The organism is Mycetocola sp. Y719, assembly GCF_056713205.1.
In genome coordinates, this window is sequence record NZ_JBWYGY010000002.1 from 904114 (window position 1) to 916439 (window position 12326).

14 protein-coding genes are annotated in these 12326 nt (G+C 67.5%); 7 read left to right on the forward strand and 7 right to left on the reverse strand.

What is annotated here, in order from left to right; translation table 11 throughout:
- Positions 1-24 precede the first annotated feature (24 nt).
- Both AC1M0F_RS10565 and AC1M0F_RS10570 read right to left on the reverse strand, forming a co-directional pair.
- Positions 25-2610, reverse strand: coding sequence for an excinuclease ABC subunit UvrA (locus AC1M0F_RS10565; RefSeq protein WP_480238179.1), 2586 nt, complete (start codon positions 2608-2610; stop codon positions 25-27).
- A 107-nt stretch (positions 2611-2717) separates the two neighbouring features.
- On the reverse strand, positions 2718-3395 hold the full coding sequence (locus AC1M0F_RS10570; RefSeq protein WP_480238180.1) for a hypothetical protein: 678 nt from the start codon (positions 3393-3395) through the stop codon (positions 2718-2720).
- Positions 3396-3821: 426 nt separating this feature from the next.
- Between AC1M0F_RS10570 and AC1M0F_RS10575 the strand changes: the two genes are divergently transcribed.
- From AC1M0F_RS10575 to AC1M0F_RS10590, 4 genes are all read left to right on the forward strand, one after another.
- Positions 3822-4109 carry a hypothetical protein gene (locus AC1M0F_RS10575; protein WP_480238181.1) on the forward strand — a complete coding sequence of 96 codons (288 nt, stop codon included), beginning with the start codon at positions 3822-3824 and terminating at the stop codon, positions 4107-4109.
- A 23-nt stretch (positions 4110-4132) separates the two neighbouring features.
- Entirely contained in the window at positions 4133-4591 is a 459-nt protein-coding gene (locus AC1M0F_RS10580) for a MarR family winged helix-turn-helix transcriptional regulator (protein WP_480238182.1), read from the forward strand.
- 205 nt (positions 4592-4796) lie between these two features.
- Complete coding sequence (locus AC1M0F_RS10585) at positions 4797-6266, forward strand: AlkA N-terminal domain-containing protein (protein WP_480238183.1); 1470 nt, start codon at positions 4797-4799, stop codon at positions 6264-6266.
- Positions 6263-6781 (forward strand): methylated-DNA--[protein]-cysteine S-methyltransferase, encoded by a 519-nt coding sequence (locus tag AC1M0F_RS10590; protein ID WP_480238184.1) that lies wholly within the window; start codon positions 6263-6265, stop codon positions 6779-6781. The genes AC1M0F_RS10585 and AC1M0F_RS10590 overlap by 4 nt, the downstream gene beginning before the upstream one ends.
- A gap of 145 nt (positions 6782-6926) precedes the next feature.
- On the opposite strand, the gene AC1M0F_RS10595 is transcribed toward AC1M0F_RS10590, so the two are convergent.
- Both AC1M0F_RS10595 and AC1M0F_RS10600 read right to left on the reverse strand, forming a co-directional pair.
- Positions 6927-8024 carry a YihY/virulence factor BrkB family protein gene (locus AC1M0F_RS10595; RefSeq protein WP_480238185.1) on the reverse strand — a complete coding sequence of 366 codons (1098 nt, stop codon included), beginning with the start codon at positions 8022-8024 and terminating at the stop codon, positions 6927-6929.
- The gene (locus tag AC1M0F_RS10600) at positions 8011-8253 is read right to left on the reverse strand and encodes a hypothetical protein (RefSeq protein ID WP_480238186.1); all 243 of its coding nucleotides are present in this window, start codon (positions 8251-8253) and stop codon (positions 8011-8013) included. The genes AC1M0F_RS10595 and AC1M0F_RS10600 overlap by 14 nt, the downstream gene beginning before the upstream one ends.
- 118 nt (positions 8254-8371) lie before the next feature.
- On the opposite strand from AC1M0F_RS10600, the gene AC1M0F_RS10605 reads away from it, so the two are divergent.
- Positions 8372-9133, forward strand: coding sequence for a glycosyltransferase family 2 protein (locus tag AC1M0F_RS10605; protein WP_480238187.1), 762 nt, complete (start codon positions 8372-8374; stop codon positions 9131-9133).
- Here the strand turns inward: AC1M0F_RS10605 and AC1M0F_RS10610 are convergent.
- Together AC1M0F_RS10610 and AC1M0F_RS10615 are read right to left on the reverse strand one after the other, a co-directional pair.
- A complete protein-coding gene (locus AC1M0F_RS10610) occupies positions 9096-9995 on the reverse strand; it encodes an alpha/beta fold hydrolase (protein WP_480238188.1) in 900 nt (299 codons plus the stop codon). The two genes, AC1M0F_RS10605 and AC1M0F_RS10610, sit on opposite strands and share 38 nt — an antisense overlap.
- Positions 9996-10036: 41 nt before the next feature.
- Complete coding sequence (locus tag AC1M0F_RS10615; RefSeq protein ID WP_480238189.1) at positions 10037-10654, reverse strand: flavodoxin family protein; 618 nt, start codon at positions 10652-10654, stop codon at positions 10037-10039.
- A gap of 118 nt (positions 10655-10772) precedes the next feature.
- Here AC1M0F_RS10615 and AC1M0F_RS10620 point away from each other — a divergent pair, with 118 nt between their 5' ends.
- Positions 10773-10973, forward strand: coding sequence for a hypothetical protein (locus tag AC1M0F_RS10620; protein WP_480238190.1), 201 nt, complete (start codon positions 10773-10775; stop codon positions 10971-10973).
- Between the two features lie 125 nt (positions 10974-11098).
- Positions 11099-11269: a CsbD family protein gene (locus AC1M0F_RS10625; protein ID WP_480238191.1), complete on the forward strand. Its 171-nt coding sequence runs from the start codon at positions 11099-11101 to the stop codon at positions 11267-11269.
- Between the two features lie 117 nt (positions 11270-11386).
- Here AC1M0F_RS10625 and AC1M0F_RS10630 read toward each other — a convergent pair whose 3' ends face one another.
- On the reverse strand, positions 11387-12268 hold the full coding sequence (locus AC1M0F_RS10630; RefSeq protein WP_480238192.1) for a DUF1206 domain-containing protein: 882 nt from the start codon (positions 12266-12268) through the stop codon (positions 11387-11389).
- Positions 12269-12326 lie beyond the last annotated feature (58 nt).

Below are 12326 nucleotides of genomic sequence, written 5' to 3' on the forward strand. Positions count from 1 at the left end.
GGTCCCGCCTGAGCCGCCTGCCGATCACACCTGAGGCGACGCTGAATACTCCGCGATCCGGTCGGCAAGGTACGGGGCAGTTCGACTCGAGGGATGCTCGGCAACGGTCTCGGGCACCCCGGCAACGACGACGCGGCCGCCGTCGTTGCCTCCCGCAGGGCCCATGTCGATGACCCAATCCGAGCCCGCGACCACGTCCATGTCGTGTTCGACGAGAACGACGGTGTTGCCGGTGTCGACGAGACGGTTGAGCTGCGTCATCAGCAGCTGGACGTCGGCGGGGTGGAGGCCGGTGGTCGGCTCGTCCAGGAGGTAGAGCGTGTGACCGCGGCGGGCGCGCTGCAGCTCCGTGGCGAGCTTGATGCGCTGCGCTTCACCGCCGGAGAGCTCCGTGGCCGGCTGACCGAGTCGGAGGTAGCCCAGGCCCACCTCGCGCAGCGTCTCGAGACTGCGGGACGCCGGAGCGACGTCGACGAGGAATCCGGCGGCGTCGTCGACGGTCATCCGGAGCACGTCTGCGACGTTCGTGCCGCGGTACTCGATCTCGAGGGTCTCCGCGTTGTAGCGTGACCCGCCGCAGGTGGGGCACGGTGCGTAACTCCCAGGCAGGAACAGCAGCTCGACTTCGACGAAACCCTCTCCGAGGCAGGTCTCGCAGCGACCGCCGGCCACGTTGAAGGAGAACCGGCCGGCGTCGTACCCGCGAGCGACGGCATCCGGGGTCGCCGCGAACGTCGCCCGGACGGCGTCAAACAGGCCGGTGTACGTGGCCAGGTTCGATCGGGGCGTCCGTCCGATGGGCCGCTGGTCGACGCGGACCATCCGATCGACCGTCTCGAGACCGGTCACCTCGTCGAGCGCAGTCGTCCCGGTCGTGTCGTCGACGCCGTCGGGATCGGCGGGCTCACCAGCCGGGTCAGCGGGCACGGCGCCGCGGCCGTGGGACCGGTGGAGCCCCTCGCGAGCGGCGTCAGCCAGGACGCGGCTGACGAGTGTCGACTTGCCCGATCCAGACACACCGGTCACGGCGGTCAGCACACCGAGAGGCACGTCGACGTCGAGGTCCAGCAGGTTGTGGCGGGTGATGCCGCGGAGCCCGAGCCAGCCCGACGGCGTCCGCACCGAAGGTCGGTCGGTCGCAGCCTCGCCGTCGCGGTGGAGGAAACGCCTCGTCAGGGAGGCGTCGATCTCGGCGAGCCCGGCAACCGGGCCGCTGTACAGCACCGAACCGCCGCCGGAACCGGCGCCTGGGCCGACATCGACGAGCCAGTCGGCCCGACGGACGACGTCCATGTTGTGCTCGACCACGAACACGGAATTGCCTGCGGCGACGAGTTGCTCGAGGACGACGATCAGCGGCTCGGCGTCGGCGGGATGCAACCCCGCCGACGGCTCGTCGAGGACGTAGATCACGCCGAACAGTCCTGAGCGCAACTGGGTCGCGATGCGGAGGCGCTGCATCTCTCCAGGTGACAGTGTCGGCGTGCGCCGGCCGAGGCTGAGGTACCCGAGCCCGAGGCCACTGAGCAGTTCGATCCGGCTGAGGAGATCCGACGCGATCGTGACGGCGACCTCGGTGACTTCGCCCGACGATGCGGATGACACGGCAGCGGTCGCCTCATCCAGTTCGGCCGTCGGACGGATGACCTCGGCGAGTTCAGACAGCGGCAGTGCGTTGAGGTCGGCGATCGTGAGACCGGCGAACGTCACCGCGAGCGCTGCCCGGGTGAGTCCGCTTCCGCCGCACAACTCACAGGGTCCCGATTCGACGAAGCGCGATGCCCGTGCACGCGACGACTCGCTCTTCGAGTCGGCGAGCGTGTGCATGATGTGGCTTCGGGCGCTCCAGAAGCGCCCCTTGTACGGCTTCGCCACGCGGTCGCGCTGCGGTGTGATCTCGACGACCGGCTGCTCGTCGGTGAACAGCAGCCAGTCGCGGTCCGCTCGCGGCAGGTCTCGCCACGGGGCCTCGATGTCGTAGCCGAGCTGGACGACGATGTCGCGAAGATTCTTGCCCTGCCACGCGCCCGGCCAGGCGGTGATTGCCCCTTCGCGGATGCTCAGCGAGGGGTCGTGGACCGCGGAGGATTCGGTGACCGAGTGCGCGATGCCCAACCCGTGGCAGCGCGGGCAGGCGCCCGTCGCGGTGTTGGGTGAGAAGGAATCCGACTCCAGCCGAGGGGCACCCGGCGGGTACGTTCCCGCACGCGAGAACAGCATCCGCGTCGAGTTCGACAGTGTCGTGAGTGTGCCGACGGTCGATCGGGAACTCGCGGCTCCGCGACGCTGCTGGAGTGCGACGGCCGGCGGAAGCCCGGTGATCTCGTCGACGTGGGGCGTGTGTCCCTGGGCGATCAGCCGCCTGGCATACGGGGCGACAGACTCGAGAAACCGGCGCTGGGCCTCGGCGAAGATGGTGCCGAATGCCAGTGAGGACTTTCCGGAACCCGACACCCCGGTGAACGCGACGATGGTTCCTCGGGGCACGTCGACGTCGACATCGCGGAGGTTGTTCTCGCGGGCGCCTCGGACGCGGACGAATCCCTCATCGTGGGCATCCTGCGCGGCGGGGTTGGGGTGTTGCTGAAGTATCGACACCGTCTCCACCATATGCGGGCACTGTGGCAGGCACCGGGGCATTGACATCTCACGGCCGACGGCGTGCCTCGTCTCTCATCGCCCGGCACAGCCGCGTCAGCAGGGTCGGTCTCGAGTGGCTACGGCCAGAGCGTGTCGTAGATCGGCTGAGTCACGGCGTCGATCGAGCTCGCGGTCCCGGCGAACCAGGTCGTGACGACGAGACCGTCACGGAGGTACACGTCTTCGGCACTGGTCCAGACCGTCGTGTTGTCCGGGTCCGCCTCATCCTCCGGGAACGTCTCGCTGTGTCGGCAGAGGGTGATGTCGTCGCCGGCCCCTTCGCACGTGAATCCGCTCTCGGTGGCAGCGGCGATGAGGTCGATCTCCACGTCGGGCGTGAGTGCGTTGACGGCACTGTAGATGCCGCCCTCGGTCGGTCCGCCCCACTGGCATTCGATGCCGGGGAGCGTCTCACGGATGGCTTCGATCGGCGCGAACCGGGAAACCGGTGTCCCGACGACGCCCTCGTGGTTCAGATCCGCGTTCTTGTGCGCGGCAAGGAACTCCTCGGTGTAGATCTTCCGGCAGTCGGTCGGCAGCGCGACGGGCTCGGCCGTCGGCTCGGAGACCGGCGCCGGCTCGTCCGGCACGGCGGGCTGCTCGGTGGACGGCACCGGCGGTGCCTCAGGGGCGGGCTGAATCGCGAGTGCGTACGCCGTCCCACCGCCCAGGATGAGCACCGCGATCACGGCGATGGAGACGCCCAGGATGACGCCTCTTCTGTCGTTCCTTTCGGGCGCGCTCGATTCGGTCATGCGGTATCCCCCCGGATAGCTGTTGGCGTGCGTGCGACGGTGTGACGGCAAGCCTGATTCGAACGGCGGCTCGTCGTCTTCGCTCATCCGCGAGGCTACTCGCCACATGCGACATGCCGCGTCCTCCTGAAGGATGAGATGCTCGAAAGTGGCCCGGACGGGGGGTTTCATGGCAACCGACTGCGGGCTGCGCACGCGTCGGCTCCTGCCTCGCGGACAACTCCCAGAAAAATAACGTTTCGATAACTAGACGCTGTTACCTTTCCGTTATATATTCAGAGAGCGTTAGTTGTTTTGCTGTGGCAGCTACCGCGGAATGTGATTGCAGGACACTCTTGGTGCAAGGGGAGGGTCGGTCGTAAGCCTCTACGACCGGCCCTCAATCCTGTTAACGGGCACCCGTGATCCGGACGCTACCCTGAGAAGATGAGCCCCGAAAACGCGGATGCCGACACCCCACCGGTGGAGCATCCCCGCCTGCTGACATCCTCCGTCGCCATTGGCATCGTGTGCTTCGGCATCGGTCTGCTCATCCTCGCCGGCGGCGTGCTGCTGTGCCTGCTCTGGTTCCTCACCATGAACCCCATGTCGCTGTTCATCGGCATCCCGCTCGCCCTGATCGGCTTCGGCGTCAACGTTCTCGGACTCGTGCTGCTCTACCGCGGGGTCACGGGCCCCAGGCAAGGGGCTGGGAATGGCGCCCCAAACCCCTAGGCTAGGTCGTCAGGAGGGCGAGAATGACGGATCGAGAGCTGGCGGTATCCGCATGGGAGTCGCTGTTCCGCGCCCAGGTCGGGGTCATCCGGGTGCTCGCGTCTGAGTTTCCGACACGCACCATGTCGCTCAACGAGTACGACGTCCTGTTCAACCTTTCCCTGCAGCCGGAGCGGCGTGCCCGCCTGCGCGACATCAACCAGCTGGTCCTGCTGAGCCAGCCGAGCGTCAGCCGCCTCATCGACCGGCTGGTCTCGCGCGGATTCGTGTCGAAGCATCCGGATCCGACCGACAAGCGAGGAACGATCGTCGCCATCACGGATGCCGGCTTCGATAAGTACCGCGAGGTGGCCAGGCTGCACATGCAGACCATCACCGAACTGATGGGTTCCGCGCTCGACGACGACGAACTCACTCAGCTCGCGCGCCTCACCGGCAAGCTGCGCTGCCCGGAACCCGAGTCCGAGCCGACCCCCGAGTAGTCCGGGCGCTGCGGCCTCGGAGCTCGGCCGGCGTCAGGTTTGCAGGAGATCGCACGGTTATCAGGATGCTTCGGCCGATTCCCTCCTGCAAACCCTCCCATCTCCTGAAAACCGTGCGTGGGTTGCTGCCTGCTCGACTCAGGCGGGCGACGGCGATGTCCGATTTCCGCTAGCGACGTGACATCCGCTGTGACAGGCTGAAGCCATGGACTTCACCGAGCGGTACCGCGTCATCCAGGCGAAGGATTCCCGTTTCGACGGGCAATTCATCACCGCGGTGCGCTCGACCGGCATCTACTGCCGACCGTCCTGCCCGGCCCGCACCCCGAAGGCCGAGAACGTCACCTTCTACGCCACCAGCGCCGCCGCGCACGAGGCGGGATTCCGTGCGTGCAAGCGCTGCCTCCCGGAGGCCGTGCCCGGCACCCCGGACTGGAATCTCCGCAACGACCTCGCCTCACGGGCCATGCGCCTGATCGGCGACGGCATCGTCGAGCGCGAGGGAGTCCCCGGCCTGGCCGGACGCCTCGGGTACTCGTCCAGGCACCTCACCCGGGTCCTCCACCAGGAGCTCGGCGCAGGGCCGCTCGCCCTCTCCCGCGCCCACCGGGCCCAGACCGCCCGCACCCTGCTGACGTCCACGGACCTCCCCGTCGCCGACATCGCTTTCGCCGCCGGATTCGCCAGCATCCGCCAGTTCAACGACACCATCACCGAGGTCTTCGAGCTGACGCCAGGGCAGATCCGGGCGAAACGCGGGCCGCACTCGTCGACGCCGGGCACGCTGTCGCTGTCGTTGCCGTTCCGTGCCCCGTTCGACGCGGCAGGGGTATTCGGCTGGCTCATCCCGCGCGCCGTCACCGGCGTCGAGATCGCCACGGCGACGACGTACACGCGCACAATCCTGCTGCCGGGCGGACCGGCGCGGTTCGAGGTCCGCTTCGACGGCAAGGCACTCCGGCTCGACGCTCGACTCACCCAGCTCGGCGACCTGCCCGTGCTCGTGTCACGGGTTCGGCGACTGTTCGACCTCGACGCTGACCCGATCGCGGTCGACACGGCACTCAGCGCCGACCCGAACCTTGCTCCGCGCGTCGCGGCCATCCCCGGCATCCGCCTGCCGGGTGCCGTGGACGCCGAAGAGATGCTGTTCCGCGCGATCATCGGCCAGCAGATCACCGTCGCCGCGGCGCGCACCCAACTGAATCGGCTGACGGCGGTCTGCGGCACCGTGCTCGCACCCGCCGACAACGCCGACGGCCTCACCCATCTCTTCCCGTCCGCCGCGCAGATCGCCGCCAACGGACGGGATGCCCTCGTCGGGCCACGCGCGAAGATCGACACGGTGATGCGCATCGCCGATGCCCTCGCTTCCGGAGACCTCACGCTCAGCCTGGGCGACGACGCCACCGAACAGCACGCCAGGCTCACCGCGTTCGCCGGCATCGGCGACTGGACGGCCGGCTATGTCGGGATGCGCGTGCTCGGCAATCCGGACGTGTTCCTGTCCGGCGACGTCGCCGTCCGCTCCGGCGCCCGAAACCTCGGCCTGCCCGGCGACCCACGACCCCTCACCGCATACGCCGCCGGGCTCTCGCCCTGGCGGTCCTACCTCTGTCTGCACCTCTGGCGCGCTGCCGGGCTGCCTTCCCCGATCCTCCAGGAGATCCCATGACCACCATCACCACCGGCACCGCCATCTTCGAGACGGTCGCCACCCCTGACGGACCGTTCAGCATCGTCGCCCGTGCCGACGGCGCCGTCCTCGCCTCGGGCTGGACGGCATCGGTCGACGCCCTCGTGGCGCGCATCGCCCCTGAGCTCCGGCCGTCAGCGGTCGAGCCCGGGAACACCCCTGCGGCCGACGCGGTTCTCGCGTACTACGCCGGAGACGTGTCGGCGATCGACGACGTCGTGGTCGCCCAGCGCGGCGGGGAGTTCCGGATGCGTGGCTGGGCGCAGCTGCGTCGCATCCGGCCAGGACACCCGCAGAGCTACACCGAGTTCGCCGCGGCCATCGGCAACCCGCGCGCGGTCCGGGCTGCAGCGAGCGCCTGCGCGACGAACGCCCCTGCCCTCTTCGTGCCGTGCCACCGCGTCCTGCGCACCGATGGGTCGCTCGGCGGGTTCGCCTGGGGTCTCGACGTGAAGCGGTCGCTGCTCGCGCGCGAGGCTGCTACAGCACGCTGACACCGGCATCAGGAAAGCGGCTACATCAGCGAACGACGCACGATTTGCAGGAGATCGCACGAATTTCAGGACCCAATTCCGAGATCCATCCTGATAATCGGGTGATCTCCTGAAACACCGACGCCGCGAGGCGACGGTGCCGGCGTCAGCCCTCCTGGCGGAGTTTCTTCGCCTCGAGCACGGCTCGCGCCTCGGCCTCGATCGCCGCATCGATCCGGGCAGTGCCTCTCAGCGGCAACTGGACGGCGTACTCGGCCTTGATTCCCGCCCGCAGCTCACGCACGCGTTCGGCTTCGGAGTCGACCTCGGCGCCGTACAGGATCGCCATGTTGCTGATGTAGAGCCACAACAGGAACACGATGATGCCACCGAGGGCTCCGTACACCTTGCCGTAGTTGCCGAAGTTCGAGACGTAGAAGAAGAAACCGAAGGTCGCAGCCGCCCACGCGAACAGAGCTGTCACCGAACCGATCGTCAGCCAGCGGAACTTGTGCTGTTTCACGTTCGGGGTCGCGTAGTACAGCATGGCGAGGATCAGCACGGCCAGGAACGCGAGCACCGGCCACTTCGCGATGTCCCAGACCAGCACGACTTCGTCACCGATCCCGATGACGCTTCCGACTGCCTGGGCGATGTCACCGCTCACGACGATGATCAGCGCCATCGCGGTCAGGGTCACCAGTGAGATGATCGTGACCAGCAGGATCACCGGCTGGAACTTGAGGTAGGTGCGGCCTTCCTGCACCGCGTAGATGCGGTTCATCCCACGCGAGAACGCGCCGACGAAACCGGATGCCGACCAGATCGCGCCCACGAGTCCGACGACGAAACCGAGACCCGCCGCCGGCGTCGCCGTGAGGTCGGTGATCGGACCTTCGAGGCTGTCGACAGTATCCTGCGGTGCGATCGATCGGAAGATCGCGAGCAACTGCTCCGTGACGTTCGAGTCCTGGTTGACGAGGGAGAGCAACGAGACGATCGCCAGGATGGCCGGGAAGAGCGCGAGAACGGCGAAGTACGTCAGTCCGGCAGCGATGTCGGTGACCTGATCCTTGCCGAACTGCTGGAAAGCCCGCTTGTACACGACCGAGAAATCCCTGGGGCGCAGCTTGGGCGGCCTGACCCGGGCCTCCGACGGTGCTTCCTGGGCGAGCTCGGCGTCCGATGGCGCGCCGGCGATCGCCGTTTCGGGCTCCTCGCGCTCGCGCTCGTCGCGGTCGGCGTCCGCTTTACTCTGAGTCATGGTCACCGCTCACGATGGCGACGAACGCCGCAACGATGATGCCGACGAACGCCGCAGAGACCGCGATCACCATCCCGAGTGAGACCTTGCGCCGGATTTCGGCCATCGTCGAGGCCAGGTCTTCACGGATCTCCTCGAGATTGAGAATCCGTACCTGCTCGCCTACCGAACCGTCGCGCTCGCGACGATCGGTGGGGAGCGTCATCGTGACGCCATTCTGATCAGCCATGTTCTTCACCATAATCCTCGCCCGTAAATTCGGCATAGGGCTTGCCTCAGCTGCACCGAACTGGCAGCGCTGCGCAACCCCATGACGGTATCCGTCAGTGGTCCGTATCGTGAGAGCCGTGACCCGCATCTCCGTGATCATCCCCGTCTACAACGACGCCGAGCTCCTCAGCGTCTGCCTCGACGCCCTCGCCAGGCAGACCCGCATCGCCGATGAGCTGATCGTCGTCGACAACGGCAGCACGGATGCCTCCGCGCGCATCGCGCGCTCGTTCGGCGCGCGCGTCGTGGTCGAACCGCGTCGGGGAATCCCCGCGGCGACGAGCGCCGGGTTCGACGCCGCAGACGGTGAGATACTGGCGCGCCTCGACGCTGACTGCGTCCCTGCGCCGGACTGGCTCGAACGCCTGGAGAGCTCACTCGAGTCACATCCGGACGCGTCGGCGGTCACCGGCTCGGCAGAGTTCTACGGCGGGTCGGCATTCACCCGGTGGTTCGGGCGCTCCTGCTATCTGGCGAGCTATTTCTGGTCGATGGAGCTGCTTCTCGGGCATCCGCCGCTCTTCGGCTCCAATTTCGCCATCCGGGCCGACGCCTGGCGGATGGTGCGTGAGCGAACCCACCGAGGCAGGGCCGACCTGCACGACGACCTCGACCTGAGCTTCCAGTTCCGGCCAGGGATGACCGTGCATTTCGACCCGGACCTCACCATCGCCGTGTCTGCACGCCCGTTCGACAACTGGGCGGGGTTCGCTCGCCGGGTCTCATGGGGCTTCGGCACGGTCACTGTGAACGTTCTCGACGAGTCGCCCCGCAAACGACGGGCGGCCAGACGAAAGGTGGTCACCGCCGTTCGGCGACGGCCAGCGCGAACAGCCTGAGCATGTCGCGGCTCAGCTGGTGGGGTGCCGTCTCGCACGGGCTGTGGCCTGTGCGATAGACGCAGAGCGTCGCCCCGATCCGTTCCGCGAATTCGCTGTGCAGCCGCAGCGGCCACAGGTCGTGCGAGCCGACGGCGATGAGCTTCGGAACGGATGCTTCGGCGAGCGCCTCAGACACATCCGGGACGTTCTTCAGCAGTCCCATCACCTGCACGCGGGAGGACGTCCGCGTGAGGGCGAACCGAGACCTGACGAACGCGAGCCGGCCAGGACCCACCCTCTGCACGTTCCAGACGATGCCCCACTTCATCAGCGCCGCATCGACCAGCGGGCTCGTCAGCGCATCGAGCCAGCCGATCTTCCGGATGCCGCGATTCGGGCGACCCGCGAGCGGCGGAGTGCTGAGGAGGGTGAGGCTGGAGACCAGGTCGGGTCTCCGCTCGGCGACGAGCTCGGCCACGACGCCCGCGAAGGAGTAGCCGAGGAGATGCACGGGTGTCTGCCCTCGCTCGATGAACGCGATGAGGTCGTCGACGAACAGGTCGTAGTCGTAGCGGCCCCTGGGCGGCGCGAGCCGCTCAGGTCCGGCGCCTGCGGACTCGTACTGGCCGGCCAGGTCGAAACTCTCCACGTGGTATCCGGATGCCGCGAGCTGGTCGAGGAGGAACCAGAAGTCCTCCTTCGACCCGGTGACGCCCGGCACGAGCACCACCCGTTGCGCGGAACGCTCCCCGATCTCGATCGCGGCGAGTGGCCCGCTCGGCGCCGCGAAATAGAACCGGGTGACGCCGTGCGGCAGCGTCACCCAGTCGATGTCAGGGAGACTGTCATCGAGTGCGGTGGGCACATCAGCCGGCGACATGGCGCCCAATGTACTCCGCGCCCCGATGCGCGGATAGCCGCCTAGGCCGGTTGCGGGTAGCTGCCCGACTTGAGCAACCGCGCGAGGTGGACGGCGTTCGCGACGGCGGCGGACGTTGCGGATGCCGTCTCGTCCGGGGTACTGCCGAGTTCCATGTAGTCGGTGGTGTGCATCGCTTCACCGTTCCAGTAAGAAACCCCCTGGGCCGGGATCGTGTAGCCGTAGTCGTTGAGTGCCTGGAACAGGTCGGCGCTGATCTTGTGGGCGCCGTCCTCGTTGCCGACGACGGCGACGAGGGCAACCTTGTCGTAGAGGATGGGCCGGCCGTCGGCATCCGTCTCCGAGAGTTCGGCATCCAGGCGCTCGACGACGCGTGATGCGACGCTCGACATGTGACCCGCCCAGGTCGGCGTGCTGACGAGGAGGATGTCTGCGGCGAGGACCTTCTCGCGGATGGCGGGCCAGGCGTCACCATCGCCCATGTCTGTCTTCACCCCGGGTTTGACGTCGTGATCGACGACACGGACCTTGTCCACGGCGACGCCGTGTCCGGCCAGAGCGTCAAGGAATTGGTCGGCGAGCAGGTCGCTGCTCGATGGTTCAGGCGAGGGGGTGAGGGTGCAGACGAGGGCGAAGGCGGAGAGAGTTGTTCGGGTCATCGGACCAGTGAAACGATGCGGGAATTTCCGGTCAAGGCCTTGCGCTCCCAGCGTGGATGCGCGACTTGACCCGGTCGACACCGCCGTGCAGAATGGGCCTCCGACCAGAGGAGATCCAATGAGCAACCCACTCGACGACGACGAGAACGCCCCGGATGACGCCCTGATCGGACCGGGCAGCACGGCGACCGGTGGCGGCACGGCTCAGGATGCCTCGGCTGATCCGGAGACGGACGGTGACGACCGCCTCCCGCCACTCGACCCCTCGAGCGATTCGACTCAACTCGCCGACGACCGGTTCCGTCACCCTGATCTCTAGCGACGGCGAGTGAGCTCGGCCGCGCGGGTTGTCAAGGCCTTGAGCGTGCTGCGACCCGCTCCGTAGCCTGAGTGAGTTCGGCCGCGGATTTCCGCGGGTCGCCACCACAGAAAGCGAGGGACCACATGGGACTCGGAGATAAAATCGGCAACGCCGCTGAAGAAGCTGCTGGGAAGGCGAAAGAAGGCGCCGGCAAAGCGACCGATAACGATCGACTTGAAGCCGAGGGTCAGTCCGACCAGGCCAAAGCCAACCTCAAGCAGGCCGGCGAGCATGTGAAGGATGCGTTCAAGTAACGCCCTCACCCCTGTGGCTCGGCTCCGCTGCCTTTGCGGAGACCGGGCCACTTCTCGTTAAGCGGACGATTTCGGGCTTCAGGCCTTCACGGCGAGCGTCAAGCCGCCGGGGAATCGTCAGCGTTCGTTCACCGACGTGACCACCATCGGCCCCTTGCGCAGGAACCTGGCGCGGGCGAACAGGTAGAGACCGTACGCGATGAACCCGCTCGCGACCAGGACGAGCAGCAGAGGGCCGCCGATGGGGAGGGTCCCCACCCATTTGAGAGCGCCATCGAGACCGCGGGCGGGTCCCGGGTCGGTGAAGGCTGCGGAGGCCAGGAACAGGATGCCGGCGACGGCGAGTGCGAGGCCCTTCGCGACGTGACCGACGACCCCCAGCACGTCGATCCCGACGGAGAGGATGCCGTCGAGCGGTTTCAGCTCCTCCCGGAAGTTCCTCGTCACGCCGCGGAAAACGAGCGTGCCGCCGACCGTTCCCACGAGCACTCCGACCGCGGCAAGGACGAACACACCCCCCGGGGTGCCGAGCAGTGTCGTGCTGAACCCCTGCCACGTCTCCGAGGCATCCGATCGTCCGCCGAGCGCGTAGAAGCCGACAACGACGCCGATGGCCGCATAGCCCACAGCCTTCGCGACGTTCGTTATCCGGCGCATGACGACGAGGCGGCGCTTCTTCGACTCGACCTGCGCCGCCTCCGTCCATTGCAGCACGGCGAGGCCGAACAGGGCGATCGTTGCGGCCCACAGCAGGAAGACACCGCCGGGGGTGTCCGACACAGTGCGCAGGGCGCCTGATTGGTCGACGTCTCCCCTGCTTCCCCAGGCGACGCTGATTCCGATGCAGCCGATGAGCACGTGGATGACACCGTTGGCGATGAGGCCGGCACGGCCGAATCCGCGGACCTTGGGGTCGCGGTTCGCGCGCCGCGCCGCGTCCTTCACCTCATCGCGTTTGCGCCAGGACCGGTGCGCCTCGGTCTCAGTCGACTGCGCCACGGGTCACCGCCTGCGGAATGTCGCGGCGACGCGGTTCGGATGCTGGTGTCACGCCTTC

Bases quoted from the DNA above. Each gene is read 5' to 3' on its own strand.
- AC1M0F_RS10565 (WP_480238179.1), bottom strand. From the start codon at position 2,610: ATGGTGGAGACGGTGTCGATACTTCAGCAACACCCCAACCCCGCCGCG.
- AC1M0F_RS10570 (WP_480238180.1), bottom strand. From the start codon at position 3,395: ATGACCGAATCGAGCGCGCCCGAAAGGAACGACAGAAGAGGCGTCATC.
- AC1M0F_RS10575 (WP_480238181.1), top strand. From the start codon at position 3,822: ATGAGCCCCGAAAACGCGGATGCCGACACCCCACCGGTGGAGCATCCC.
- AC1M0F_RS10580 (WP_480238182.1), top strand. From the start codon at position 4,133: ATGACGGATCGAGAGCTGGCGGTATCCGCATGGGAGTCGCTGTTCCGC.
- AC1M0F_RS10585 (WP_480238183.1), top strand. From the start codon at position 4,797: ATGGACTTCACCGAGCGGTACCGCGTCATCCAGGCGAAGGATTCCCGT.
- AC1M0F_RS10590 (WP_480238184.1), top strand. From the start codon at position 6,263: ATGACCACCATCACCACCGGCACCGCCATCTTCGAGACGGTCGCCACC.
- AC1M0F_RS10595 (WP_480238185.1), bottom strand. From the start codon at position 8,024: ATGACTCAGAGTAAAGCGGACGCCGACCGCGACGAGCGCGAGCGCGAG.
- AC1M0F_RS10600 (WP_480238186.1), bottom strand. From the start codon at position 8,253: ATGGCTGATCAGAATGGCGTCACGATGACGCTCCCCACCGATCGTCGC.
- AC1M0F_RS10610 (WP_480238188.1), bottom strand. From the start codon at position 9,995: ATGTCGCCGGCTGATGTGCCCACCGCACTCGATGACAGTCTCCCTGAC.
- AC1M0F_RS10615 (WP_480238189.1), bottom strand. From the start codon at position 10,654: ATGACCCGAACAACTCTCTCCGCCTTCGCCCTCGTCTGCACCCTCACC.
- AC1M0F_RS10620 (WP_480238190.1), top strand. From the start codon at position 10,773: ATGAGCAACCCACTCGACGACGACGAGAACGCCCCGGATGACGCCCTG.
- AC1M0F_RS10625 (WP_480238191.1), top strand. From the start codon at position 11,099: ATGGGACTCGGAGATAAAATCGGCAACGCCGCTGAAGAAGCTGCTGGG.